Below are 26,014 nucleotides of genomic sequence, written 5' to 3'. Positions count from 1 at the left end.
CCCTTTCGTTTTACAGCAAAGTCCTGTGAGAGTGGTACGTACCAATGGCGTAAATGCGCGGTTTGTCGCCTCAGCGCACCAAATGCAGGAACTGCAGGTGCCGCTCGTACTGGTCAAGAATGTCGTTGATGATCTGCTCCTTGGTGTAGCCGACCAGATCGTAGTCCTGGCTGCCCTCGCTCAAGTGCACTTCCGCCCGGTAGTAGCGACGGTTGTTGAGCTGCTTGGAACCCATTCCACCGCGTGCAAATGACGGCGTGAAATAGCCACGCATCTGCACCTGATAAACGAACGGATGCTCATCGCCGTGGCCGATTTCCAAGCTGACGCTGTCGTTGGATGGATCAGGCTGGGTGACGATCCTGAGGCCTTTTTCGACGAACACCGCCGTCACCTCTTCAATCGCCGGGCGCACCGTGGTCTCAAGGAACCGATACACCTCATCCCTTGACGGGAAATGCACGGCCTGACTCAAGCGCTGGCGCCAGCCGCCTGTGCCCTTGCGTGAACCCGACACCGGCGCCAACGAATGCAATTGCGCGATCTGCTTTTGCGACTCCAAGTAGAACGCCTTGTGCAGTCCCCACATCATCAGCAGCAGAATCATCGAGAACGGTAACGAGGTCAGCACCACCGCGGATTTAAGCGAGTCGATGCTGCCGGCAAACAGCAAGGCACTGGTGACCAGCCCGGTCATCACGCCCCAGAACACCCGCAGCCATTTCGGCCCGTCTTCGTCAGCGTTGCCGCCCTTGGACGACAGTGTGGACAGCACCACAGTGCCGGAGTCGGCCGAGGTGACGAAGAACACAAAGCTGATAAACACCGTCACCGCAATAACCGTTTTGCTCCACGGGTAGGTTTCCAGCAGCAGGTAGAGGCTCATCGACGGATCATCGATGGCCGACTGACCGAGCGCGGCCATGCCGTGGTTGAGCACCTGGTCAATGGCGCTGTTGCCAAAGATCGACATCCACGCCAGGGTGAACCCCAGCGGGATCAGCAGCACGCCGAATACGAACTCACGAATGGTCCGGCCACGGGAGATCCGCGCGATAAACAGGCCCACGAACGGCGACCATGCAACCCACCAGGCCCAGTAGAACACCGTCCAACCGCCCAGCCAGTCGCTGGGTTTGTCGTAGGCATACACGTCGAAACTCTTGCTCGGCAAGGCGCCCAAATAGTCACCGATGTTCTGGATCAAGGTATTGAGCAAGTGCTGGGTGGGGCCGGCGAACAACACAAACAGCAGCAGCGCACAGGCCAGCAGCATGTTGATGTCGGACATCACTCGCACGCCCTTGTCGACGCCGGCTACGGCGACCAAGATCGCGGCGCCCATCATCAAGGTGATCAAACCAACCTGGATCCACTGGGTATGGGCGAGGCCAAACAAGTAATCGAGCCCGGAATTGAGGTGCAACACCCCAAAGCCCATGTCAGCACCGAGACCAAACACCGTGGCGATGATGCCAAAACCATCCACCGCGTAACCGATAGGGCCGTTGATGCGCTTGCCGATCAGCGGGTACAACGCCGAACGCAACGCCAGCGGCAAGTTATGCCGGTAGGCGAAATACGCCAATGCCATACCAACAAAGGCGAACACGCCCCAGCCGTGCAGGCCCCAGTGCAGAAACAGCACCTGCATGGCCTGGCGCGCGGCATCGGCGCTCATCGGCGCGCCCTGAGGCGGTTGCACCAAGTGCGTCAGCGGCTCGGACACGCAGAAGAAAAACAACGTGATGCTGATCCCGGCGGCGAACAGCATGCCGGCCCAGGACAGGTAACTGAATTCGGGCTCGTCGTGGTCGGCACCGAGTTTTATCTTGCCGTAGCCCGATAATGCGGTGACCACCACGAAGACCAGATACAGGGTCATCGCCAGCATGTAGTACCAGCCGACCGTGTTGGCCGCCCAGTTTTGCGCGGCCAGCAGCCAAGCGCCGGCCTGTTGCGGGATAGCAATGACCGTGATGCCAAACAGCAGGATGAAGCTGGCGGCAAAATAGAAGACCGGCGCATTCATGCGCACCAGGCCGCTTGCGGGGGTGGACGATGCACTCATGAACGATGCACCCCGACGATGAGCGATGTGGCTGTAAATAACAGACTCAGCAAAGGTAAGCCTCCTGTTGTGAGCGGGCAGCGAACCACCGGGTTTAACTTGAACGAGCATTCAAGTTAAACATGGATAGGCGGTCTGGGACTAATTGCAGGGCCGAGCGGCAGACAACTCCTACACTAGCTCAGGGAAAGGTATGACGGGCTGAGATGACAAAACGTTCAGCACATAGCCCGAGGAAAAATCAGAAAACGCCAAGCAATATGTGCCGCCTGTCAGCGCGCAAGCTCAACACAATCGAATGATTGCTGACGCCCCCGAAAGGTCATTCAACTATGCCTGCAACGCCGACAAGCCGATTACTGGCGATCGCCGAACACACGCCGACCCACTTTGACCTCGTCAAACACCAACTGCCTGGTTGCGGTACAGGTGGTGGGCCAGACGATGGTGAATCACCGCCAGGATGCCGGGGTAGCACAGCAGCACTTCATCGACGCTGCGGGCGGCCGGGTCGCCGTGGTAGGCGGCGAGCACATCGGTGTGCAACAGGCTGCGCAGGGACGGCAATTCGCGCCCGCCATGTTCGCCACTCAAGCGGCCATTGCGCGTTCGCCACTGGTCCCGGGCGCCGCACAGTTGACTGACGATGGTCTGTAATTGCCAATGACTGGCGCGCTCGCTCAACGTCGTCACTCCTGAAAATGGGGAGGCGCAGTAACAAGCTTCAAGCGACAAGCTGCAAGTTGAGCGCGATCAACTTGCGGCTTGTCGCTGATGACTTGCCGCTCAAGGGGCCACCACGCTACGTCATGCGGAGCAGCAGCCTTAATAACCAATTATGGCGAGCAAATAACCAAACCGGTTGCCCGATGAAAAGTGCCTGCCTATAGTCGCCCCATACTCATCAACCGTGCGTAGCCATGATCAAACAACAGCTCGACCGTTTTAACCGCCTGGAATTGCTGGGCGGCGCCACTGCCCTGGAAAAACTCGAGCGGCTGTCGGCCTGGCTGAGCAGGGATGTGTACGTCAAGCGCGATGACACCACGCCGCTGGCCATGGGCGGCAACAAGCTGCGCAAACTTGAATACCTGGCCGCCGATGCCATCGCCCAAGGCGCCGATACCCTGGTGACCGCCGGCGCTATCCAGTCCAACCACGTACGCCAGACCGCTGCGCTGGCCGCCAAGCTGGGCCTGGGCTGCGTGGCCTTGCTGGAAAACCCTACCGGTACCGACGACCCCAACTACCTGGGCAACGGCAACCGCCTGCTGCTGGACCTGTTCGACACCAAAGTAGAGTTGGTGGAAAACCTCGACAACGTCGACGACCAGCTCAATGCCCTCGCCGACCGCCTGCGCAGCAGCGGCAAGAAGCCGTACCTGGTGCCTATCGGCGGCTCCAATGCCCTGGGCGCCCTGGGTTATGTACGCGCCGGGCTTGAGCTGGCCGCGCAGATCGAAGACAGCGGCATCGAATTTGCCGCCGTGGTGCTGGCCTCCGGCAGTGCGGGGACCCACAGCGGCCTCGCCCTGGCCTTGAGCGAGGTGCTGCCAGACCTGCCCGTAATTGGCGTCACCGTGTCGCGTACCGACGAAGCCCAGCGCCCGAAAGTGCAGGGCCTGGCCGAACGTACCGCGCAGTTGCTGGGTGTGGATATCCCGCAAGCGTTCAAGGTGATCCTGTGGGACGAATACTTCGGGCCGCGCTATGGCGAACCGAACGCCGGCACCCTTTCTGCGGTCAAGCTATTGGCGAGTCAGGAAGGCCTGTTGCTGGACCCGGTCTACACTGGCAAGGCCATGGCCGGTTTGCTGGATGGCATCGGGCGTCAGCGCTTTGAGGACGGGCCGATCATTTTCCTGCATACCGGCGGGGCGCCGGCATTGTTCGCCTATGGTGGCGCATTTAACTGAATGCACACAGATCAAAATATGGGAGCAAGCCCGCTCCCACATTGGATCTACGGCGTATTCGAAAATCGCATATAAAATTTAATTAATATTATTTTCAAGTCTTAAAAACCCGCTTTATAGTCGCGCCGTAGGCGAAGACTCGCTACGCGCTTTAAGGCAGGATACGACTACCGCGTCACCTGCTTCGCTCAACATAAAAACACAGGGGCTCTTCATGACTATTTCTGTATTCCGTCGCACGTTGCTGGTCGGCACTTTGGGCCTGGCACTCGGGGCTGGCCTGATGGGCCAGGCAATTGCCGGCGAGCAGTTGGACAACATCAAGAAAGCCGGCGTCATCAACGTCGGCCTGGAAGGCACTTACCCACCCTTCAGCTTTGTCGGGGAAGACGGCAAGCTCGCGGGTTTTGAAGTCGAGTTTTCCGAAGCGCTGGCCAAGGAGCTGGGCGTGAAGGTCAAACTGCAGGCCACCAAGTGGGACGGTATCCTGGCCGCACTGGAATCCAAGCGACTGGACGCGGTGATCAACCAAGTCACCATTTCCGAAGAGCGCAAAAAGAAGTACGACTTTTCTGAGCCCTACACCGTTTCCGGGATTCAGGCGTTGGTACTGAAGAAGAACGAAGACAAACTCAATATCAAATCTGCTGCCGACCTGGCCGGTAAAAAGGTCGGGGTGGGCCTGGGCACCAACTACGAGGAGTGGGTGAAAGCCAACGTCAAGAACGCTGATATCCGCACCTACGAAGATGACCCAACCAAGTTCCAGGACCTGCGCATCGGCCGTATCGACGCCATCCTGATCGACCGCCTGGCGGCACTGGAATACGCCAAAAAAGCCCCGGACACCGCCGCTGCCGGTGACGCATTTTCTCGTCAAGAAGCAGGCGTAGCCCTGCGTAAAGGCGAGCCTGAGTTGCTGGCCGCGGTCAACAAGGCCATCGAAAAACTGCGCGCAGACGGCACGTTGAAAAAACTCTCCGAGAAGTACTTCAACGCTGACGTTACCCAATAATGGAAGAAAAGTTTCAATTGATCCTGAATTCCACGCCCTTCTTGATGCAGGGCGTGTACTTCACCGTGATCTTGAGCCTGGGCGGTTTGTTTTTCGGCTTTGTGCTGGGCTTCGGCCTGGCCTTGATGCGTTTGTCGCGCTTCAAGACGCTGAGTTGGATCGCCCGCATCTACGTGTCGTTCTTTCGCGGTACGCCGTTGCTGGTGCAGCTGTTCATGATGTATTACGGCTTGCCGCAAGTGGGTATCGAACTCGACCCGATTCCCGCCGCGCTGATCGGCCTCTCATTGAACATGGCAGCGTATATCTGTGAAACCTTGCGCGCCGCCATCAGCTCTATCGAGCGTGGCCAGTGGGAAGCCGCTGCCAGTATCGGCATGACCCGTGTGCAAACCCTGCGTCGGGCGATCCTGCCGCAGGCGATGCGTACGGCATTGCCACCGCTGGGTAACAGCTTTACATCGCTGGTGAAGGACACCTCGCTGGCAGCGACCATCCAAGTGCCCGAGCTGCTGCGCCAGGCGCAGTTGGTGTCCGCGCGCACGTTCGAGATTTTCGCGATGTACCTGTCGGCCGCCCTGATCTACTGGGTGCTGGTCAGCATCCTGGCGTATTTCCAAAATCGTCTGGAAGCCCGGGTCAACCGGCATGACCTGGAGTCCTGAAGCATGATCGTGGTTGAAAAACTGACCAAACAATTCAACAGTCAGGTGGTGCTCAACGGCATCGACCTTGAGGTCAAGGAAGGCGAAGTCATCGCCATTATCGGCCCCAGCGGTTCCGGCAAGACCACCTTCCTGCGCTGCCTGAACTTCCTCGAACAGCCCACCAGTGGCCGCATCAAGGTGGGCGACATCGAAATCGACACCAGCAGGCCGATCAACCAGCAACAAAGCCTGGTGCGGCGCCTGCGCCAGCACGTGGGGTTTGTATTCCAGAGCTTCAACCTGTTCCCGCACCGCACTGCGCTGGAAAACGTCATCGAAGGCCCCACCGTGGTCAAGAAGATGCCGCGCGAAGCCGCTGACGCCCTGGGGCGCAAACTGCTGGCCAAGGTGGGGCTGGCAGGTAAGGAAGATGTCTACCCACGGCGTTTGTCCGGTGGTCAGCAACAGCGCGTGGCGATTGCCCGTGCACTGGCCATGGAGCCGGAGGTGATTCTGTTTGACGAACCCACCTCGGCGCTGGACCCGGAGCTGGTGGGCGAAGTGCTGGCGACCATTCGCAGCCTTGCCGAAGAAAACCGCACCATGGTTATCGTCACCCACGAGATGAGCTTTGCCCGTGACGTGGCCAACCGGGTGATCTTCTTCGACAAGGGCGTGATCGTGGAACAAGGCGAATCCAAGGCACTGTTTGCCAGCCCCAAGGAAGAACGCACCAGGCAGTTTTTGAGCAAATTCCTGGCTCACTGACACGCTTATGTGGGAGCTGGCTTTCCAGCTCCCACATAAGCGCGCTCCTACAGGAAATCGTCATTCCACGCCGTAAAACACCCCGCCACACGGGACTATAAATCCCCCTCCCAGTCAGACCCTTCTGAATATCACAAAACCCGCCGTTTAGCCTTTTGCCGCCATTGACGCCCCTTGGCCAACCCTCTTATCTAGCGCTCAGAGGATTGGATCCTATCCCAGCTGTTTTCTGAATCGTTCATTTCGGTCACCCCGCGCACCCGCGCCAAAGGTCCGGAACGATTGCTGCTGGCTGTATCAAGGAGATTATTTATGACGCCCCCACTGCTCACTGCACCGACACTGCCCCAGGCCATCGGCAATGGCATCAATGCCCTGGCCGCCACACACCTGCAGGTCGACATTGCGCCGTATCCCGGCATGGGTGAAGGCGACCTGATCGAGCTGTTCTGGAACAACTGCTTTGCCGCGTCACGGCGGGTGACCGCGTGCAAGGTCGGCGCATTCACCCACCTGCGGGTGCCGGAAAGTTTCGTGCTGGATGGACCGGCTCAGGTCCATTACCAGGTCATGCAGATCGGCCATGGCCCTGCGCGCTCCGCCGAAACGCGGGTGCGCGTAAAGACCCACTACCCTGGCGGCCAACCCTCGCCCCTGTACCACGACGAAAACCACAACCTCGCCCCCGTGGGCCTGCCCGAGACCATCCGCCGCTGCGGCGTCAACGCCAGCCAGGTACGGCGCGGTATCCCTCTGACCATCGAGCCGTACCTGAACATGACCACCGGCGATGCCATCACCCTGCGCTGGGGCGATGTGCGCCTGGACCTGCCGAAGATCCAGGCCAGGGAAATCGGCCAGGCGGTGCAGGTGTGGGTGCCTTCGACGGTGATTGTCGAAGCCGGCGACGACTGCCGGCTGGAGGTGACCTATTGCATTCTGGATCGCGTCGGCAACAACTCACGCTGGGCACCCGCCCGCACTTTACGCATTGCCGCCGAGGCGCCGACCCACCCGGTCGGGACTGCGCTGATCTATCGTCCCCGCCCTCTCGGGTCGCCCTGCGAACCAGGGTGAAAGACCTTCTATTCATATTCCCAAAAGTTAGTTTATTTAAATATTTAATACGCTTAGGGTATATCTACCGGACCACCGGACATCTCTGAATTTTCTGTTTTTATTTCATTGAATGCGAGGTCGGTATGGTCAGGATTACCCCGGTGGGCAACGCCAGGGCATTACGTGCAGCCAAGGAGCGGCGCTGATGTCTAACTTGGCTCTAACAACTCCCCAGAGTGATCTGGACGTAGCTCCCCTGCTGTTGCCGGCCGCTGTGCTGCGCAACGATGCAGAGGCGTTGAATGCTGCCCAGGAGCTGGCTCAGGCTGCGCGCCTGCAAGCCGCCAAGCGCGACAGGCAACGCCAGCTGCCGTGGGCGCAGATTGAGCAGTTCACCCGCAGTGGGCTGGGCAGTATTTCCATTCCCCGTGAATACGGCGGCCCGCAGGTGTCTTTTGTCACCCTGGCCGACGTGTTCGCGATCATCAGCGCGGCAGACCCGGCCCTCGGGCAGATCCCGCAGAACCATTTCGGCATCCTGCACCTGTTACAGGGTGCGGCCACCGAGCGCCAGAAAAAGCAGCTGTTCCAAAGCGTTCTCGACGGTTGGCGCATCGGCAATGGCGGCCCGGAACGCGGGACCAAGAACACCCTGGAGCTCAAAACGCGCATCACCGCCAAGGGTGACGGTTACGTGATCAGCGGCCAGAAGTTCTATTCCACCGGCGCGCTGTTTGCGCATTGGGTTGCGGTCAAAGCGCTGAACGATGACGGCAGGCAGGTCATGGCGTTCGTGCGCCGTGGCACTGAAGGGCTGCGCATTGTCGATGACTGGTCGGGCTTCGGCCAACGCACTACCGCCAGTGGCACGGTGCTGCTGGACCAAGTGCCGGTGGACGCCGAACGGGTCGTGGAAAACTGGCGCATCGGCGAAACCCCGAATATCCAGGGCGCCGTCTCCCAACTGATTCAGGCCGCCATCGACGCCGGCATTGCGCGCGGCGCGCTTGAGGACACCATCGCCTTCGTTCGTGAACGCTCGCGTCCCTGGATCGATGCCAAGGTCGAACGCGCCAGTGATGACCTGTATGTGATCGCCGAGATCGGCAAGCTCAAGATCGAACTGCACGCCGCCGAAGCCCTGCTGCGCAAGGCCGGTCAGGTGCTGGACCAGGTCAGCGCTGCGCCGATCACCGCTCAGTCAGCCGCGCGTGCGTCGATTGCCGTGGCCGAGGCGAAAGTGCTGACCACCGAAGTGTCGTTGCTGGTCAGCGAAAAGCTCTTCGAACTGGCCGGCAGCCGCGCCACCCTTGCCGAGTTCAACCTCGACCGCCACTGGCGCAACGCGCGGGTGCACACCCTGCACGACCCGGTGCGCTGGAAGTACCACGCGGTGGGCGCTTATCGACTGAACGGCACGTTGCCGGCTCGACATTCCTGGATCTGACTGACCAGAACACTTTTTTACGAGCGTCTGGAGAAACCCATGACTTTTCCCCCTAACGTCGCGGTCATTACCAGCGACGAACACGCCCTGATTGTCGCCAGCGACCTGGCTGAAGACTTCCGCCGCGACAGCGCCCAGCGCGACCGCGAGCGTCGCCTGCCCCTGCCCGAGCTGGACGTGTTTTCCCGCTCCGGCCTGTGGGGTATCAGCGTGCCGAAGGCATACGGCGGCGCAGGCGTGTCCAACGTCACCCTGGCCAAGGTGATTGGGCTGATCGCCCAGGCTGACGCCTCGCTGGGCCAGATCCCGCAGAACCATTTCTACGCACTGGAAGTGCTGCGCGTAAACGGCAGCCCTGCGCAGCAAAAGCGTCTGTACGCCGAAGTCCTTTGCGGTCAGCGCTTCGGCAACGCCCTGGCGGAACTGGGCACCAAGACCGCCCATGACCGCGTCACGGCCATCACCCGCGACGGCGACGGCTTGCGTATCAGCGGCCGCAAGTTCTATTCCACCGGTGCGATCTACGCCCAGCGCATCCCCACGTCAGTGGTGGATGAACAGGGCGTGCAGCAACTCGCCTTTGTCCCGCGCGACAGCGACGGCCTGACGGTCATCGACGACTGGAGCGGCTTCGGCCAACGCACCACCGGCAGCGGTTCGGTGGTGTTCGACAAGGTGTGGGTTGCCGCGCATGACGTGATCGCGTTTCAAAGCGCCTTCGAACGCCCGACCACCGTCGGCCCGCTGGCGCAGATCCTCCATGCGGCCATCGACACCGGCATTGCCCGCGCAGCCTTTGAAGATGCGCTGCACTTCGTGCGCACCAAGACCCGCCCGTGGATCGATTCCGGCAGCGACAAGGCGACTGAAGACCCGCTGACCCTGAAAAGCTTCGGCCACCTGAGCATCCGCCTGCACGCCACCGAGGCGCTGTTGGAACGCGCAGGGGAATTTCTCGACCGCGCCCAGGCCGACGGCAACGCCGAGACCGTTGCTGCCGCCTCGATTGCCATCGCCGAAGTGCGTGCCTTGAGCACCGAAATTGCCCTCGCCGCCGCCAGCACGCTGTTTGAACTGGCCGGCAGCCAGGCCACCCTGGCCGAGCACGGCCTTGACCGCCACTGGCGCAACGCCCGCGTGCACACCCTGCACGACCCGGTGCGCTGGAAGTACCACGCGGTGGGCAATTACTACCTCAACAATGAAAACCCGCCACTGCGGGGGACCCTTTGATGGCGAAGAAGAAAATCCTGCTCAATGCCTTCAACATGAACTGCATCGGGCACATCAACCACGGCCTGTGGACCCATCCACGGGACACGTCCACCCAATACAAAACCATCGAGTACTGGACCGACCTGGCGCAAACCCTGGAGCGTGGGCTGTTCGACGGCCTGTTCATTGCCGATATCGTCGGCGTGTACGACGTGTACCAGCACTCGATTGACGTGCCGCTCAAGGAGTCGATCCAACTGCCGGTGAATGACCCGTTGCTGCTGGTCTCGGCCATGGCCGCCGTCACAAAAAACCTCGGCTTCGGCCTCACCGCCAATCTCACCTATGAGCCGCCGTATCTGTTTGCGCGGCGCATGTCCACGCTCGACCACCTGAGCCGTGGCCGGGTCGGTTGGAACATCGTCACCGGCTACCTCGACAGCGCCGCCAAGGCCATGGGGCTTACCGAGCAGGTCGAGCATGACCGCCGTTATGACCAAGCCGATGAATACCTGGAGGTGCTCTACAAACTCTGGGAAGGCAGTTGGGAAGACGACGCAGTGATCAACGATCCACAGGCGCGGGTTTATGCGCAGCCGGGCAAGGTGCACAAGGTCGAGTATCACGGTGAGTTCTATCAGGTGGAGGGTTATCACCTGTGCGAACCGTCGCCGCAACGTACGCCGGTGCTGTTTCAGGCGGGCAGTTCGGACCGGGGCCTGCTGTTCGCCGGGCGTCATGCCGAATGCGTGTTCATCAGCGGGCAGAACAAGACCGCGACCAAAATCCAGGTGGACAAGGTGCGCGCCAGCGCCGTGGAAGCCGGGCGCAACCCGGATGACATCAAGGTGTTCATGGGCCTCAACGTGATCGTTGGCGCCACTGAAGCGCTGGCCTGGGCCAAGCACGCCGAATACCTGAGCTACGCCAGCGCGGAGGCCGGCGTGGCGCATTTCTCGGCGTCCACCGCGATCGACTTCGCTCAGTACGAACTGGACGAGCCTATCCAGTACGTGAAGAGCAACGCGATCCAATCGGCCACCAAGAACCTGCAGAACAACGACTGGACCCGGCGCAAATTGCTCGAGCAACACGCCCTGGGCGGGCGCTATATCACGTTGGTGGGCTCGTCTGAGCAAGTTGCTGATGAGCTGGAGTCGTGGATCAGCGAGACCGGCCTGGATGGCTTCAACCTGACGCGCATTGTTACGCCGGAAAGCTATGTGGACTTCATTGATCTGGTGGTGCCGGAGTTGCAGCGCCGTGGCTCGTACAAGACTGCTTATGGCACCGGAACGCTGCGCGAAAAGATCTTCCATGGCAGCGCCCGGTTACCCGAACAGCACGCCGGCTCCACCTACAGACACTAATCAAAAATGTGGGAGCGGGCTTGCCCGCTCCCACATTTAGATCTTCATCGCTCGTACCTACACCTGATGACTGGAAATCGACCATGAAAAAAACACTGCTCTCCCACCCAGTCAAAGCACTGGCCCTGGCCTTCGGTTTGTTCAGCTCTGCAGTGTTCGCTGCCGATGCGCCGTTGAAAATCGGCACCACCGCCGCCTTCGCCATTCCCCTGGAAGCCGCGGTCGCCGAAGCCGACAAACAAGGCCTGAAGGTCAAGCTGGTGGAGTTCACCGACTGGATCGCGCCCAACGTCAGCCTGGCCGCCGGTGATATCGACGTGAACTACTTCCAGCACATCCCGTTCCTGGAAAACGCCAAGGCCGCCGCCGGCTTTGACCTCGTGCCGTACGCGCCGGGCATCATCAACAACGTCGGGCTGTATTCGAAAAAATACAAAAGCATCAACGACTTGCCCCAGGGCGCCAGCGTGGCGATTGCCAACGACCCGATCAACAGCGGTCGCGGCCTGCAATTGCTGGCCAAGGCTGGCCTGATCACCCTCAAGCCGGGCGTGGGCTATAAGGCCACCGAAGAAGACATTGTGACCAACCCAAAAAAGATCAAGATCCTGCAAGTCGAGGCCGTACAACTGGTGCGCGCTTATGACGACGCAGACTTGGTGCAGGGCTACCCGGCCTATATCCGCCTGTCCAAAACCTTCGATGCTGAGTCGGCGCTGCTGTTCGACGGCCTCGACCACCCGGAATACGTGATCCAGTTCGTGATCCAGCCGAAAAGCAAAGCCGACCCACGGGTGATCAAGTTCGTCGATATCTACCAGCACTCGCCCGTGGTGCGCGCTGCGTTGGATAAATCCCTCGGCAAGCTCTACCAAGTCGGCTGGGAAGATAAAAAATGACCGCCGCCGATGCGCAACTGCGCGACCTCAGCTCAGCGCCCAGGGACGCCGAACAGACAGAACTGCATGCGGACCTGAACCGCGCCCATGTGCGTTTTATCAACCTGGGCAAGACCTATGACGGCACTGTGCACGCCTTGCAAGGCATCGACCTGGCGATACAGCGTGGTGAAGTGTTCGGCATTATCGGCCGCAGCGGCGCCGGCAAGTCGTCGCTGATCCGCACTATCAACCGCCTGGAGCAACCGAGCAGCGGACGGGTGCTGATCGATCAGGTGGACATTGGCGAATTTGACGAAGACCGCCTGGTGGCGCTGCGTCGGCGTATTGGCATGATCTTCCAGCACTTCAATTTGATGTCGGCCAAGACCGTGTGGCAAAACGTCGAATTGCCACTGAAAGTCGCCGGAGTGCCCAAGCCCCAGCGTGAGCAGAAGGTGCGCGAGCTGTTGGAATTGGTCGGTTTGCAGGACAAGCACAAAGCCTACCCGGCGCAGCTTTCCGGCGGGCAAAAACAGCGCGTGGGCATCGCTCGTTCGCTGGTACACGACCCAGAGATTTTGCTCTGCGACGAAGCCACCTCGGCCCTCGACCCGGAGACCACCCAGTCGATCCTCGGCCTGCTGCGCGAGATCAATCGGCGCCTGGGCCTGACCATTGTGTTGATTACCCACGAGATGGCAGTGATCCGCGAAATCTGCGACCGCGTGGTGGTGGTGGAACACGGGCGCATCGTCGAACAAGGCCCGGTGTGGCAAGTGTTTGGCAACCCGCAACATGACGTCAGCACAACCCTGCTGGCACCGCTGCAACATGGGCTGCCGGACGAGTTGCAAAGCCGTTTGCAGGCCACACCGCAATCCACCGATGCCGCTGTGGTGCTGCGTTTGCAGTTTACCGGCAGCGATACCGACGCGCCGGACCTGGCCGCGTTGTTCAGCGCGCTTGGCGCGCGTGTACGCCTGCTGCAAGGCGGCGTGGAACGTATCCAGGGCCACGCCCTGGGGCAACTGCTGCTGGCGGTGAGTGGCTCGGCCCACAGTGCCGAAGAGCTGCGTAAACGCGCCGGGAATTGGGCACAACAGGTGGAGGTGCTGGGCTATGTGGTTTGATCGTTTAGTACAGGGTGCCATCGACACCTTGTTGATGGTCGGCGTGTCGTCGCTGATCGCGTTGCTGGTGGGAATTCCACTGGCGGTGTTCCTGGTCACCAGCGACAAAGGCGGCATTTACCAGGCACCTGCGCTCAACCGCATGCTGGGGGCGTTCGTCAATCTGTTCCGCTCCATACCCTTTCTAATCCTGATGGTGGCGCTGATCCCATTCACCCGGCTGATCGTCGGCACCACCTATGGCGTCTGGGCGGCGGTCGTGCCATTGACCATCGCCGCCACGCCGTTTTTTGCACGGATTGCCGAGGTGAGCTTGCGCGAAGTCGACCACGGCTTGGTCGAAGCCGCGCAAGCCATGGGCTGCCGACGCTGGCACATCATCTGGCACGTGCTGTTGCCGGAAGCGTTGCCGGGGATTGTCGGCGGGTTCACCATCACCTTGGTGACCATGATCAACTCGTCCGCCATGGCCGGGGCGATTGGCGCCGGCGGTTTGGGTGACATCGCCTACCGCTACGGTTATCAGCGCTTTGATACGCAGATCATGCTGACGGTGATCGTGCTGCTGGTGATTCTGGTGGCAGTGATCCAGTTGGGTGGGGATCGGTTGGCGCGGGTGTTGAACAAGCGGTGAGGTATAGTCGGGCCCTCTCAGTACCCGGTATTCCCCGTCATGACCCTCAAGCCCGACGACCTCGACCAGATCACCGCCGCCACCCTCGGCCACTACAACACAGTGGCCGAGGACTTCCGCGAAGGCACCCGCGATCACGATGTGAGCCAGAACATCGACGCGCTGTTGCGGCATATCCAGGGCTGCGCGCCGTTTACCGTGCTGGATTTCGGCTGTGGGCCGGGGCGCGATTTGCAGACGTTTACGCGCATGGGGCATATCGCCGTGGGGCTCGATGGTTCGGAGCGGTTTGCGCAGATGGCGCGCGAAGACAGTGGTTGTGAAGTGTTGCAGCAGGACTTCCTGAAACTGGACCTACCTGCCGAGCGCTTTGACGGGATTTTTGCCAATGCCGTGCTGTTTCATATTCCCAAGCAGGAATTGCCGCGTGTGCTGGAGCAGCTGCATGGGACGTTGAAACCAGGTGGCGTCTTGTTCAGCTCCAATCCACGCGGTGAGAACCTGGAAGGCTGGAATGGGCCGCGGTATGGGTCTTATCACGACCTGGCGGCGTGGCAGGCGCTGTTGGCGGGGGCGGGGTTTGTGGAGCTGGAGCATTACTACCGGCCTGCTGGTTTACCGAGGGAGCAGCAGCCTTGGTTGGCGAGTGTGTGGAGAAAGAACTAGGTCTGTGTTGCCTGCGCTGGCCTCATCGCAGGCAAGCCACACAGTTGGAATGCATTTCCCTGTGGGAGCCGGGCTTGCCCGCGATAGCGGTTTGGCAGGGTGAGCTAATCGACCTGATACACCACCGACTTCTCACCCACAACCAGCGCAGTCACACTACGCCCCGGATATCCCTCTCTCGGTTCAGCAGCAAAATTCGCCACCAACCGCGTCCCATCGGCAAACGTGGTCTCCTGCACCAAACGATCCGCTGTCAGCCACCGAAACCCGGTCATTGCCTGGGTCGCCAGGCGCTGATGCAGCGGCCGGAAAAAACGATCCTGGCGCTGGATCAACGGCAATCGCTGGCTGACCGTCGAAGCGCTCAAGTGATACAGCGGCGGCACGTTGTAGAGCAGTTGGGTCAACTCATTCTCGGCCCGCACATTGCTCAGCTTCAGGCTGTCAAACAGCCAATGATGGGTGGTGATCACCGAGCCGTGGAACACCGCCTGGTACAGCGGCAGGCGCATGTCCGTCTCGAAATACACCGTGCGAAAGGGTTCTTTCAACGGCACCGATTTGAAAAACACTGTCGGTTGTTCCGGCGGGTACCAGTTGCCCACGTAGTAGGGCGATTGCTTGTCTTTGGTCATGGCTTGGTCGCCCCAACCGATCACGGGCGTCTGCATGCCATGGGCGAACAGGATGCCCTGGGCGGTGATGGCATTGCCGTCTTCGGAACCGGCGGGCAACTTGAGTGCGGTATTCAGCCAACGAGAGGCGTCGATGTTGCCTTGCGCGTTTTGCGCCTGGGTCATTGGAGCGCCGTCGCGGTAGCTGTCGAAGACCATGCTGGTAGCGTAGGCATCGAGGAACCACGCGTTGAAGCCCGCCTTGGTTTGAACGGCCTTTACTCGTGCTTCCAATAAGGACCGCACGCAGCGCGGGTCGGTGTAGTGACCGGATTGCTGGAAGCCGGTCTTGAGCTTGCCGCCCTTCAACACAATTGCGCAGTCGCGATAGGCCTTGCTGCCCAGGTGGGCGGTGGTCCAATCGGGGTTTTCCGTGGCGGCCAGGGCCGTTTCATAGGAGTCATAGGGCGCCATCAGGTAGCCGGCGTCGACACCGGCGCGGATCGACTCAGGGTGCCACAGGCCGCCTTCCCAGCCTTCGCCAAGGGTGAGCAGCAAGCGTGGGAGCCCTGAGTCGCGCAGCGACTGGATCGCTGTGCTGCCCCAGGTTGCAGGGGTATCACTCAAGGCCCCGGCAAAGTCCACCGCCAACTCGCTGCGCAGCTCGCCGTAGCGCGCCGCGAGCCGTGTCATATCGGGCTCTGCAATCTGCCAACTCTGTCGGGCCTTTTTGTTGGTCGCCGCGTTCAGCCCCCGGAGCAGCACTGTCTGCTCGTAACGATTCAACGCCGTGCCCTGGGCCAGGACCTTCGTGGCTTCCTTGTCCAACAAGCCCTTGAGTTCATGACCGCGCAAGCGCTTGAGCAACAAAGGCCAGTGGCGTACATCCTCCGGGGCCAGCAGATCGTTGCCCCACAGGTAGACGTGGCTGGCGCCCAGCAACTTGTCGGCCTCAGGCGTCTGCCGCAGTTTGTCCGCCAACGGCTCATACCGGCCCTGCTCTACCAGCCATTGGCGATAACGCTTGGCCCCGGCCAATGGGTCGGCAGCGCCTAGGTGCAACAGCAGGGTCATCGGCTTAGACGGCTCGAGCGAAGTGAATTCATGGGCCAATGAGAGGGCCATGCCTTCCTGCCAGCGCAGGCGGTTGTTATAGGGGTTGGTCAGCAACCAGTTGAGGGTAAACGTGCCGTGATCGACACCCCACAACGGCAGGCTCAGATCCTGGGTGGTGTTGATGACGCCCTGCTCGAGTAGAAAGGCCTTCCAAACGGCGTTGCCGGCAGGCACGTAATGCCCTTCGGCCAAGGGCCAGATCAGGCCTTGGCCAATCGCTTCGGCGGGTTGGTTCAGCAGCGCCAGCTCACCTGGTTCGCGAGCGGTGACGGTCAGGGTCAGGTCACGCTGTTCAAGGCGCGCAACCAGGCGATACGCACCACCGTCCCATTGCCAGCTGGCTTGCTCAGCACTGCCCTGCACATCGCTGACGGTGTGCGCGGGAATGCCGCTGGAGGCCTGCACCGAGGTTTCACCCACCGGGGTGACGCGCAACGCCAGCGTGGCGGGGTCGATTTCGACCCGCCACAGGCTATTTTCCAGTACGGTGCCCGCAAGCGTCAGGGGCGAAAGCAGGAGGGTACAAACCAGCAGAAAACAGCGCATGACACAGACCGTCCAATCGAAACCAGGCCCGGAGAGTAATGCAATTACCGCCAGGCAAATGTCTCGAAAGTGTTTCCAGGAACCTTCCCACACCTATGCAGGAAGGCAACGACAGTCAGGCGTTCTCCTGTTTCGGCTCGCGAATCTTGTACCAGGCCACATACAGCGCCGGCAGGAACAACAGCGTCAGCAACGTGGCGATGATAATCCCACCAATCATCGCGTACGCCATCGGCCCCCAGAACACTTCCCGCGCAATCGGGATCATGCCCAGGCTCGCCGCCGCCGCCGTGAGCAGGATCGGCCGACGCCGGTGCTCGGTGGCTTCCACTACCGCATCCCACGGCGTATAGCCGGCCACCTCGTATTCATGGATTTGCGTCACCAGGATCACCGAGTTGCGGATGATGATGCCGATCAACGCCAAAATACCCAGGATTGCCACAAAGCCCATGGGCGTGCCTGTGGGAATCAGCGCCAGCACCACGCCGATCAGCCCCAGCGGCGCAACACTCGCCACCAGAAACATCTTCTGCACACTGTGCAGCTGGATCATCAGGAAGGTCGCCATGAGGAACAACATCAGCGGCACCACGCTGGCAATCGGGCCCTGGGCCTTGCCGCTTTCCTCCACGGTGCCGCCGGTGGCGACCTTGTAACCCGCCGGCAAACCGGCGCTGAACGTGTCGATTTCCGGCTTGAGCTGCTTCACCAGGTCCGTCGGCTGCATCTCATCGCGCACCGAGGCCTTGATGGTGATGGTCGGCTTACGGTCGCGACGCCACACCAGCGGCTGCTCCAACTCATAGCGTACGGTGGCAAAGGCGAGCAGCGGAATCGAGGTGCCGTTGGGCGTGACGATCTGCAGGTTCTGCAAGGTTTCCGGCGTGCCGCGCTCGGCGTCTTCGGCGCGGCCAACCACGTTGATCAGGTAGATATCATCGTGCACCTGGGTCACCGAGGCGCCGCTGACCACGCTGTGCATCAATTGCGCCACGTCTTCCGACGACAGCCCCAGTTGCCGCGCCTTGTCCTGGGCAATGTCGATGCGCAGCACTTTGCCCGGCTCGTTCCAGTCGTAGATGATCTCGCCCAGGTGGGTGTTCTTATCCAACAACGTCGCCAGTTCGATGGCGTGTTTGCGCACTTGGTCGGTGTCTTTGCCCGACACACGATACTGAATCGGGCGCCCCACCGGCGGGCCCATTTCCAGCGGCTGCACATAGCTGCCTATGCCGACAAAGTCATCGCGCAGGCGCTTTTGCAGACGCTGGATCAACTCGCCGCGCTCCTCCAGGCCCTTACTCACGATGACCAATTGCGCGTAGTAGGGGTTCTCCAACTGCTGGTCGAGCGGCAGGTAGAACCGGATCGCGCCCTGGCCGATATAGGTGCTCCAGCGCGAAATGTCCGGATCGTCCTTGATGATCGCTTCCAGACGGTCGACGGTTTTACGCGTCTCGTTGATCGAGGCGTTCTGCGGCAGGTTGAGGTCGACGAGGATTTCCGGGCGGTCCGACGAGGGGAAGAACTGGTTCTGCACAAACTGCATGGAGAACACCGACGCTACAAACAGCGCCACGGTGATGCCGATCGCCCACCAGCGGTTACGCATGGCCCACAGCATGCCGCCATTGAAAGCGCGGCCAATCCGCCCCGGCTCGCCATCGTGCGGCTTCACGTTGGCGCTGAGGATATGCACGCCGATCACCGGCGCAAACAGCACCGCCACCACCCACGACACCAGCATCGCTACGGCAATGACCGCGAACAGGGTGAAGGTGTACTCGCCCGCCGAGCTGGCGTTAAGGCCAATTGGCACGAAGCCGGCGACCGTCACCAAAGTACCGGTGAGCATCGGAAACGCCGTCGAGGTGTACGCGTAGGTCGCCGCCTGCTCCTTGGTTTCGCCTTTTTCCAGGCGCGTGATCATCATCTCGACGGTGATCATCGCGTCATCCACCAACAGGCCTAAGGCGATAATCAACGCGCCCAGCGATACCCGCTGCATGGTGATGCCGCTGTACTCCATGAACACGAACACCAGCGCCAGCACTAACGGAATCGAGCACGCCACCACCAGCCCGGCGCGCATGCCCAGGCTGATAAAACTCACCACCAGCACGATGATCACCGCTTCAAACAGGGCACTGGTAAAGCCGCCGACGGCTTCCTCCACCACTTCCGCCTGGTCGGAGACCTTGTGCACGCCGACGCCCACCGGCAGGTCGGCGGTCAGTTCGTCCATGCGTTCATGCAAGGCCTTGCCGAACGACTGGATATTGCCGCCCTTCTGCATGGCGATGGCCAAGCCAATCGCCGCCTTACCGTTGAAACGGAACATCGGCCGCGCCGGGTCGACGTAGCCACGCGCGATCTCTGCGATATCTGCCAGGCGATAGAAGCGGTCATTGAGCCGCAGGTTGACGTTAGCCAGGTCTTTCTCCGAGGAAAATTGCCCCGACGTGCGCACGGAAATCCGCTCTGGCCCGGCCTCGATCACCCCAGCCGGCGTCACCGCATTTTGCGATTGCAGGCTCTGCACGACCTGGCGCTGATCAATCCCCAGGGCCGCCAGCTTGCGCGTGGAAAAATTCAGGTAAATCACTTCGTCCTGCTGGCCGATCATCTCGACCTTGCCCAACCCCGGCACCGAACGAATCTCAGCGCGCACCTGTTCCACGTAGTCGCGCAACTGGCGCATCGAAAGGCCATCGCCGGTAAAGGCGTACACCGAGCCGAACACATCACCGAACTCATCGTTGAATGACGGCCCCTGCAAACCTTGAGGGAAGTTGCCGCGAATATCGTCGATCTTCTTGCGGACCTGGTACCAGATGCCCGGGATGTCCTTGGCGCTGGTGGTGTCCTTGAGGAACACGAACACCGTGGACTCGCCCGGCCGCGTGTAGCTTTTTACGTAGTCGAGGGAGTCCAGTTCTTCGAGTTTTTTCTCGATGCGGTCAGTGACCTGCTTAAGGGTTTCTTCCTGGGTCGCGCCCGGCCAGCGGGTCTGGATCACCATGGTCTTGATGGTGAACGAGGGGTCTTCCTCGCGGCCCAGGTTCATGTAGGAGAACACACCCATCAGCAGCGCGACGAACATCAAGTACCAGACGAAAGACTGATGCTTAAGGGCCCAGTCGGATAAGTTGAAACTCCCTTTCATCGCGGGCTGTCCTCGTCGATTTTGACCTTCTGCCCAGGCTTCAGGCTGTTCACGCCAGCGGTGACAATGCGCTCGCCGGGTTTGATGCCGCCATTGAGCAAGGCGCTGTTGGCATCACGGCTGATCACGTTGATGTCGCGCGGTTGCACGGTCTGGCTTTGGGTGTCGAGCAGCCAGATGCGGGTCTTGCCGTCGACATCCTGCAGGGCGCTCAGGGGCACTTCGATGCGCGGCTCGATGGCGGTGCTCAGCGTCACGCTGATCGCCGTGCCGAGGCGGAATGCCGGTGGTGTTTCGGCCAGCGTCAGCCGCGCGCGACGGGTGCGTGTGGCGCTTTGCGCCTGGGGCTCAACCTGGCGCACGATGGCCGTGGTGTTGACGCTCGGGTCGAGTTGCCCGGCGACCAGGAACACCACGTCCTGCGGCAGGCGCTCGGCCAGGCCGGCGGGCAGGTCGATCACTGCTTCCTTGATATCCGGACGGGCCAGGGTCACCACTTGCTGTCCAGCGCTGACCACCTGGCCGGCCTCGGCATTCCAGGCGGTGACGATGCCGGCGTGGTCAGTGCGCAGTTCGGCGTAGTTAAGTTGGTCTTTGGCTTGATTGACTGAGGCCTGCGCTTGGTCGAGGGAAGCCTGGGTGGTTTTCAGGTCGGTCTGGGCGATATCCAGTTGCGCCTGCGCACCGACGCCACGGTTGAATAACGCCTGCTGACGGCGGGCGTTGGCCTGGGCGTTGATGAATTGCGCCTGTACGCGCGCCAGATCGCCCTGGGCAGAACGCAATTGGTTCTGTTGGTCAGTGGGGTCGAGTACGGCGAGCAAGGCGCCCTTCTCCACTTCGGCACCCACATCCACGGCGCGCCGGGCAATACGGCCAGGCACGCGGAAGCCCAGGTTAGTTTCATAGCGGGCCTGGATGGTGCCGGCGAAACGACCGAGGTTTTCCTGATCTTCCGATTTTACTTCCATGGACAGCACCGGCCGCACGGGCTCCGGCGGCGGCTCTTCTTTCGAACAGGCAACCAGCAACAGGCTGGCGGCGAGTATCCCCGTCAGGCGCTTCATGGCTGCGCTCCTTGCTGGGCGATCTCGACCAGCATGCCGGGGTGCAGCAATTGCCCACCGGCCACCACCACTTTTTCGCCGCCTTTGAGGCCGTCGCCAATGATGACTTTGCCAGTGAGGTAACGCGCCACGGTGACTTTATGCAATTGCGCCTTGCCGTCGCCGTCGATCAACCAAACGGCGGGTTCGCTGAGATCTTTGGTCAGCGCGGACCAGGGTAGTTCGATACTGGCCTTGGCCGGGCCATTGGTGGTAGCGCTCACCACCGAGCCCAGTTGCATGCCTTTGGGCAGGGCTTGCAAGGCGATTTTCACCTGTACGGTGCCGGTATTGGCCGCCACGGCGGGTGTGACTTCACGGACCTTGCCCACGGCCTTGATGCTCGGGTTATCCAACAGGCTGACGGTGATCGGCGCATCTGGCGGCGGCTCTACCAGCAGCGACTCGTACACATTGAATACGGCATCACGCTCGCCATCGCGGGCCAGGCTGAAAATCGGCACAGTGGCCTGTACCACCTGGCCGACCTCGGCCTGACGCGCCGTAATCACACCCGGCGCTTCGGCGATCAGCGCGGTATAACGGAGTTGTTCGCGGGCATTGGCCAACTGGGCTTGGGCGGCCGCCAGTGCGCTTTGGCTGCTGCGCAGCGCGGCCTGGGCGGAATCGTATTCGCTGCGGCTGGTGTAACCCTTGGGCAAGAGTTTTTCCTGGCGGACAAAGGCGGCGGCGGTTTGCTTGACCCGTGCCTGCTCGGCCACGACCTGGGCCTGGGCGGAATCGACGTTGGTCTGCAAATCCTTCGGGTCGAGCTTGGCCAGCACTTGCTTGGCGGTTACGCGGTCACCCACATCCACCATGCGCTGGATGATCTTGCCGCCGACGCGGAACGACAGGTCGGTTTGCACACGGGCCTGAATGTCGCCGGTCAGCGTGACAGCCGCGGCGAAGCCCGCCGACTGTACGGTCTGCACAAACACCCGTGAATGCGGCTTGGGTTCAGCCTTATCCTCGCCACAGCCGCTCAACAGCGTCAGTAGGCAGAGACCAAAAATACAGGTGGAAACGCGAGCGCCCATGCAGGCTCCTTTTGCGTGATGCCGACTTGCCAGTGTGTATGCGACTGTGAGCTTAGATCAGGGTTCCTTATCTGCATGGAGGCTCTCATACTCCGATGGTTCCCAAGCCGACTGAATGCCCATGCTCAAGACCCTCGCGGTGGCCAATTACCGCTCGATCAACACATTGGTGGTGCCCCTGGACCGCCTGAACCTGGTCACCGGGCCCAATGGCAGCGGCAAGTCCAACTTGTACCGCGCCCTGCGCCTGCTGGCGGAAACCGCCCAAGGCGGGGTGATCAATGCGCTGGCCCGTGAAGGCGGGTTGGACTCCACATTCTGGGCCGGGCCGGAAACCATCAGCCGGCGCATGCGCAACGGTGAGGTGCCGATTGAGTCCACCGTGCGCCAGGGCGTCAAACGCTTGCGCCTGGGCTTTGCCGGGGACGACTTCAGCTACGCGATTTCCCTGGGGCTGCCGGAAAAGACTCTGTCGTACTTCTCCCTGGACCCGGAAGTAAAGAAGGAATGCATCTGGGCCGGCCACCTCTACCGCCCGGCCAGCCTGCTGGTGCAACGGTCCGGGCCCATGGTGCGCGCACGCGACGGTCGAAACTGGGATGTCCTCGCCCAGCACACACCCAACTACCACAGCCTGTTTGACCAAGTCGGCAGCCTGCGCGGCTCGCCGGAGGTGTTGTTGCTAAGGGAAAACATCCGTGGCTGGCGCTTTTATGACCACTTTCGCAGCGATGTGGATGCACCGGTACGCCAACCGCAACTGGGGACGCGCACACCGGTTTTGCACCACGATGGGCGCGATCTGGCGGCGGCGTTGCAGACGATTCGCGAGATCGGTGACCCCGAGGCTTTGCAGCGGGCGGTAAGCGATGCGTTCCCCGGTGCGCGCTTGAATATCGAGCCGCTGCAGGGCGGGCGTTTTGCGATTGAGTTTTATCAGGAAGGTTTGCTGCGGCCACTGTCGGCGGCAGAGTTATCCGACGGCACCTTGCGATACTTGCTGCTGATCGCGGCGCTGCTGACACCTAGGCCACCGACCATGATGGTGCTGAACGAGCCGGAGACCAGCCTGCACCCGGATTTGTTACCGGCGTTGGCGCGCTTGATTATCCAGGCTTCGCAGCATTGCCAGGTGTGGGTGGTGTCCCATGCCAGCCGCTTGATTGCGGCGTTGCAGCAGGATGAGGGGTGTAATTCGATTGTGCTGGAGAAGGTGTTGGGGGAGACGCGGATAGTTGGGCAGGGGATTCTGGATGCGCCGGCTTGGCATTGGCCGGAATAGGGGGTGTCTGTACTGGCCTCATCGCGGGCAAGCCCGCTCACACATTTTGATTTGTGAATACCTTCAAATGTGGGAGCTGGCTGTCGGTGGTCACGATGGTGGTGCGGGTGGCCAGGTCATCCAGGCTTTTCACGGCGCTGTTGTTCGGCACCAGGGCCTGTACCGCGACTTTCGGGTTGGGGTTGGTGAAGTCCACCGCCTCCTTGCGCTCCGGGGTCACCGTCATGTTGGCAAGGATCAGATCGACCTTGTCGCTTTGCACGCTCAGGCCAAAGAAAATCGGCAGGCCGAAAAACAGCAGGTACAACCACACCAGCGCCGGGATCGCACGGAACAGCCCCAGGTAAACCCGCAGCACGCAAATCAGCGTCAGTACGGCGAGCATCTCGTAAGTCTTGTAGTACAGGACGATGTAGCTCTTGGGGGTGTAGAGAATCTCCGGCACCGCCACGGCGGAGACCACCGGGGTTTCCTTGAGCAGGAAGATGAAATTGGCGAACAGCGCCGGCAGGGTGCTGAGGATAAAAGCGGAACCGAAGGTCATTTTCAGTCCATGACTGCAGCGAGCGCGATACGATCCTTCGTGGGTAACGCCGAGTAGCGCGAACTTTAAAGGTATAAAAGCAAAAATTTAAATACCCAGACGGCACATTGATATCGATCAAGAAGATAACTGACGGATTCGCGGGTTTGCCGGATGACGGCTATGGTTGGGGGGTCTGAGACTCGAGGGACTGAACAATGAACGAAGGGAAACCGATTGATCCGCAGGAGTTGGTGAAATGGTTGATGGCGTTGCGCAGGGCGATCAATAGCCAGGCACTGTGACAAAAAACAGCCTCACCATGGTGAGGCTGTTTTTCAGACTTTTAACCTTGCGTCGACGGCCGCCGATCAGCCCCCCCTGCCATGGCTTTGGTGGCACTTTTTTGCTGCTCTTCCGTTTCAAAATTGACGTAGTTGTCCGGGAACTTGAAGTGCGAATCCACCAGTTTCCAGTACTCTTTGTTCTCTGGCTTCGCCATGTCCCATATACGTTCGGCGGAGGATGCGGCGTCGTTACGTATTTGGTCTGGTTGCCCTTTGGCTTCTTGTATCACCCTGTCGACATGCCCGCGTAATGCGTTGGGCCCGGTGGTTTCGATCGTGCTTTTGTTCGGGCGGCTGAAATAACGGTCGCCGGCGTACTCATTACCTTTCATCGAGCGGTATTTATCCCCGATGTCATCAATCATGGTCGTCAGCATCGCGCTCTGGGGATGGCTGGCGAACAACGCGTTGGCAAAATAAGGTGTGGCGTTGCCACTCGCTTCACTCTTGCCTGCCGCCATGCCGACCAGCATCAGGTCCGGATGGGCATTCAATGCGCCATCAAGCGGGCGTACGCTTTCCAGATCGATGTCTGTGTAGGTGCCGCCATGTCGATTGACGATTTCATAACGGGCGACGTCAGAGGCTGCGGCATAACCGCCATTGCGCCCGATGATTTCATGTTGATAAACGTCCTGGTTTTTCAACCGTATATCGGCCGGATTGCTCAAATCACGTATCTGTACGTTTTTCAGGTCTGCGAATCGCTCTTGCAAAGCAGCTAGCGCAGTCGTATCACGGGGCGGGTTGCTGACATAGCGGTCCCACGACTTGGTGGTCTGGTCGAGAATGGTGGCTTCTGCTTGATTAAACTTATCATCGGTACGTGAAGCATGACGCGCAAATGCACTTAGCACTTGCGAAGCATTCTCCGGCGTCACTTTCCCACCCTCAGGCAGCAGAGAAGCCCTCAATGCTTTGTTACCTGAGGACGACAGTTCTTTATTAAGTTCTGAGATCACCTGTTTTTGCTCAACCTTATTACGCTGCTCGTTCCCTGGGCTGCTCATCACCGTTTTAAGTTGACTGAACACGCCACGAACAGGCCTTTCCGACTGATAGTTTGGATAGATACTTTCAGCGTTAGCCTGTGCTGTTTTATTGGTTGTATAAGCATCGAATTGAGTAGCGTCCACCCACAACATAATTTTATGGTTGGGGTTCATCTTGGCCCACTGGCGTAAGTAGGCGTCCTGGTTTGAGCCGGGCTTGGAGCCGACCCAGACCATGTGGATATTATTGGGTACCGGCTTGCACTGGTCTTTGGGGTATTGGGTGTCGAAGCTTGCAGCACTTTCTGGCGGGTGAACCCCAATGACAGGAGCGGCCGTAAAGGTCGGCACATGATTGGGGGAAATGGCTTTCAACATAATAATAACGGCTCCAAAAAATTATATAACTCACTGGTGCCTCCATGCGATGACTCCTACAACCTGTGCAAGGTTGCTCTCA

At 60.4% G+C, this 26,014-nt stretch carries 19 protein-coding genes and 3 pseudogenes; 13 read left to right on the top strand and 9 right to left on the bottom strand.

The genetic code is table 11. The annotated features are described in order from the left end of the window. Positions 1 to 70: 70 nt before the first annotated feature. Both betT and AACY08_RS08850 read right to left on the bottom strand, forming a co-directional pair. Positions 71 to 2,032 carry a choline transporter BetT gene (gene betT / locus AACY08_RS08855; protein WP_339419971.1) on the bottom strand — a complete coding sequence of 654 codons (1,962 nt, stop codon included), beginning with the start codon at positions 2,030 to 2,032 and terminating at the stop codon, positions 71 to 73. A 459-nt stretch (positions 2,033 to 2,491) separates the two neighbouring features. Further along, positions 2,492 to 2,755: pseudogene (locus tag AACY08_RS08850) on the bottom strand (hypothetical protein); the annotation flags it as partial. Positions 2,756 to 2,991: 236 nt separating this feature from the next. Between AACY08_RS08850 and AACY08_RS08845 the strand changes: the two are divergent. The 12 genes from AACY08_RS08845 (at position 2,992) to AACY08_RS08790 (ending at position 14,819) form a co-directional block, all read left to right on the top strand. Beyond that, the gene (locus AACY08_RS08845; RefSeq protein ID WP_339469106.1) at positions 2,992 to 3,987 is read left to right on the top strand and encodes a D-cysteine desulfhydrase; all 996 of its coding nucleotides are present in this window, start codon (positions 2,992 to 2,994) and stop codon (positions 3,985 to 3,987) included. Positions 3,988 to 4,201: 214 nt separating this feature from the next. Continuing rightward, on the top strand, positions 4,202 to 5,002 hold the full coding sequence (gene tcyJ, locus AACY08_RS08840) for a cystine ABC transporter substrate-binding protein (protein ID WP_339419918.1): 801 nt from the start codon (positions 4,202 to 4,204) through the stop codon (positions 5,000 to 5,002). Further along, positions 5,002 to 5,667, top strand: coding sequence for a cystine ABC transporter permease (gene tcyL / locus AACY08_RS08835; protein WP_339419916.1), 666 nt, complete (start codon positions 5,002 to 5,004; stop codon positions 5,665 to 5,667). The genes tcyJ and tcyL overlap by 1 nt, the downstream gene beginning before the upstream one ends. 3 nt (positions 5,668 to 5,670) lie before the next feature. Next, positions 5,671 to 6,417, top strand: a complete 747-nt coding sequence (gene tcyN / locus AACY08_RS08830; RefSeq protein ID WP_339469105.1) for an L-cystine ABC transporter ATP-binding protein TcyN — start codon at positions 5,671 to 5,673, stop codon at positions 6,415 to 6,417. 312 nt (positions 6,418 to 6,729) lie between these two features. Continuing rightward, entirely contained in the window at positions 6,730 to 7,494 is a 765-nt protein-coding gene (locus AACY08_RS08825; RefSeq protein ID WP_339469104.1) for a hypothetical protein, read from the top strand. Positions 7,495 to 7,681: 187 nt separating this feature from the next. Further along, positions 7,682 to 8,923 (top strand): SfnB family sulfur acquisition oxidoreductase, encoded by a 1,242-nt coding sequence (locus AACY08_RS08820; protein WP_339469103.1) that lies wholly within the window; start codon positions 7,682 to 7,684, stop codon positions 8,921 to 8,923. A 39-nt stretch (positions 8,924 to 8,962) separates the two neighbouring features. Beyond that, positions 8,963 to 10,156: an SfnB family sulfur acquisition oxidoreductase gene (locus AACY08_RS08815; RefSeq protein WP_339469102.1), complete on the top strand. Its 1,194-nt coding sequence runs from the start codon at positions 8,963 to 8,965 to the stop codon at positions 10,154 to 10,156. Then, complete coding sequence (locus AACY08_RS08810) at positions 10,156 to 11,508, top strand: LLM class flavin-dependent oxidoreductase (RefSeq protein ID WP_339419908.1); 1,353 nt, start codon at positions 10,156 to 10,158, stop codon at positions 11,506 to 11,508. The genes AACY08_RS08815 and AACY08_RS08810 overlap by 1 nt, the downstream gene beginning before the upstream one ends. An 83-nt stretch (positions 11,509 to 11,591) precedes the next feature. Then, a complete protein-coding gene (locus tag AACY08_RS08805) occupies positions 11,592 to 12,407 on the top strand; it encodes a MetQ/NlpA family ABC transporter substrate-binding protein (protein ID WP_339419907.1) in 816 nt (271 codons plus the stop codon). After that, positions 12,404 to 13,519 carry a methionine ABC transporter ATP-binding protein gene (locus tag AACY08_RS08800; protein WP_339469100.1) on the top strand — a complete coding sequence of 372 codons (1,116 nt, stop codon included), beginning with the start codon at positions 12,404 to 12,406 and terminating at the stop codon, positions 13,517 to 13,519. The genes AACY08_RS08805 and AACY08_RS08800 overlap by 4 nt, the downstream gene beginning before the upstream one ends. Further along, complete coding sequence (locus AACY08_RS08795; RefSeq protein WP_339469099.1) at positions 13,509 to 14,153, top strand: methionine ABC transporter permease; 645 nt, start codon at positions 13,509 to 13,511, stop codon at positions 14,151 to 14,153. The genes AACY08_RS08800 and AACY08_RS08795 overlap by 11 nt, the downstream gene beginning before the upstream one ends. Positions 14,154 to 14,192: 39 nt before the next feature. After that, the gene (locus AACY08_RS08790) at positions 14,193 to 14,819 is read left to right on the top strand and encodes a class I SAM-dependent methyltransferase (protein WP_339438774.1); all 627 of its coding nucleotides are present in this window, start codon (positions 14,193 to 14,195) and stop codon (positions 14,817 to 14,819) included. Between the two features lie 104 nt (positions 14,820 to 14,923). Here the strand turns inward: AACY08_RS08790 and AACY08_RS08785 are convergent, their stop codons facing one another. From AACY08_RS08785 to AACY08_RS08770, 4 genes are all read right to left on the bottom strand, one after another. Continuing rightward, a complete protein-coding gene (locus tag AACY08_RS08785; protein WP_339469098.1) occupies positions 14,924 to 17,095 on the bottom strand; it encodes a glycoside hydrolase in 2,172 nt (723 codons plus the stop codon). Between the two features lie 115 nt (positions 17,096 to 17,210). Next, positions 17,211 to 20,264: an efflux RND transporter permease subunit gene (locus AACY08_RS08780; RefSeq protein WP_339469097.1), complete on the bottom strand. Its 3,054-nt coding sequence runs from the start codon at positions 20,262 to 20,264 to the stop codon at positions 17,211 to 17,213. Then, on the bottom strand, positions 20,261 to 21,331 hold the full coding sequence (locus AACY08_RS08775) for an efflux RND transporter periplasmic adaptor subunit (protein WP_339469096.1): 1,071 nt from the start codon (positions 21,329 to 21,331) through the stop codon (positions 20,261 to 20,263). Before AACY08_RS08775 ends, AACY08_RS08780 begins: the two co-directional genes overlap by 4 nt. Continuing rightward, positions 21,328 to 22,410 (bottom strand): efflux RND transporter periplasmic adaptor subunit, encoded by a 1,083-nt coding sequence (locus tag AACY08_RS08770; RefSeq protein ID WP_339469095.1) that lies wholly within the window; start codon positions 22,408 to 22,410, stop codon positions 21,328 to 21,330. The genes AACY08_RS08775 and AACY08_RS08770 overlap by 4 nt, the downstream gene beginning before the upstream one ends. Before the next feature lie 121 nt (positions 22,411 to 22,531). Between AACY08_RS08770 and AACY08_RS08765 the strand changes: the two genes are divergently transcribed. After that, positions 22,532 to 23,692 carry an AAA family ATPase gene (locus tag AACY08_RS08765; RefSeq protein WP_339419896.1) on the top strand — a complete coding sequence of 387 codons (1,161 nt, stop codon included), beginning with the start codon at positions 22,532 to 22,534 and terminating at the stop codon, positions 23,690 to 23,692. 85 nt (positions 23,693 to 23,777) lie between these two features. Here AACY08_RS08765 and AACY08_RS08760 read toward each other — a convergent pair. From AACY08_RS08760 to AACY08_RS08750, 3 genes and pseudogenes are all read right to left on the bottom strand, one after another. Continuing rightward, positions 23,778 to 24,053 (bottom strand): annotated as a pseudogene (locus AACY08_RS08760) (transporter substrate-binding domain-containing protein); the annotation flags it as partial. Next, positions 24,045 to 24,221, bottom strand: a pseudogene (locus tag AACY08_RS08755) (amino acid ABC transporter permease); the annotation flags it as partial. The pseudogenes AACY08_RS08760 and AACY08_RS08755, both read right to left, overlap by 9 nt. Before the next feature lie 340 nt (positions 24,222 to 24,561). Continuing rightward, the gene (locus AACY08_RS08750) at positions 24,562 to 25,932 is read right to left on the bottom strand and encodes a TcdA/TcdB catalytic glycosyltransferase domain-containing protein (RefSeq protein WP_339469094.1); all 1,371 of its coding nucleotides are present in this window, start codon (positions 25,930 to 25,932) and stop codon (positions 24,562 to 24,564) included. Positions 25,933 to 26,014: the final 82 nt, after the last annotated feature.

Source organism: Pseudomonas sp. EL_65y_Pfl1_R83, from assembly GCF_963970695.1.
GTDB lineage: Bacteria > Pseudomonadota > Gammaproteobacteria > Pseudomonadales > Pseudomonadaceae > Aquipseudomonas > Aquipseudomonas tritici.
Note: the sequence above shows the minus strand (reverse complement) of the source record. Positions and strands in the feature narration are given on the sequence as shown.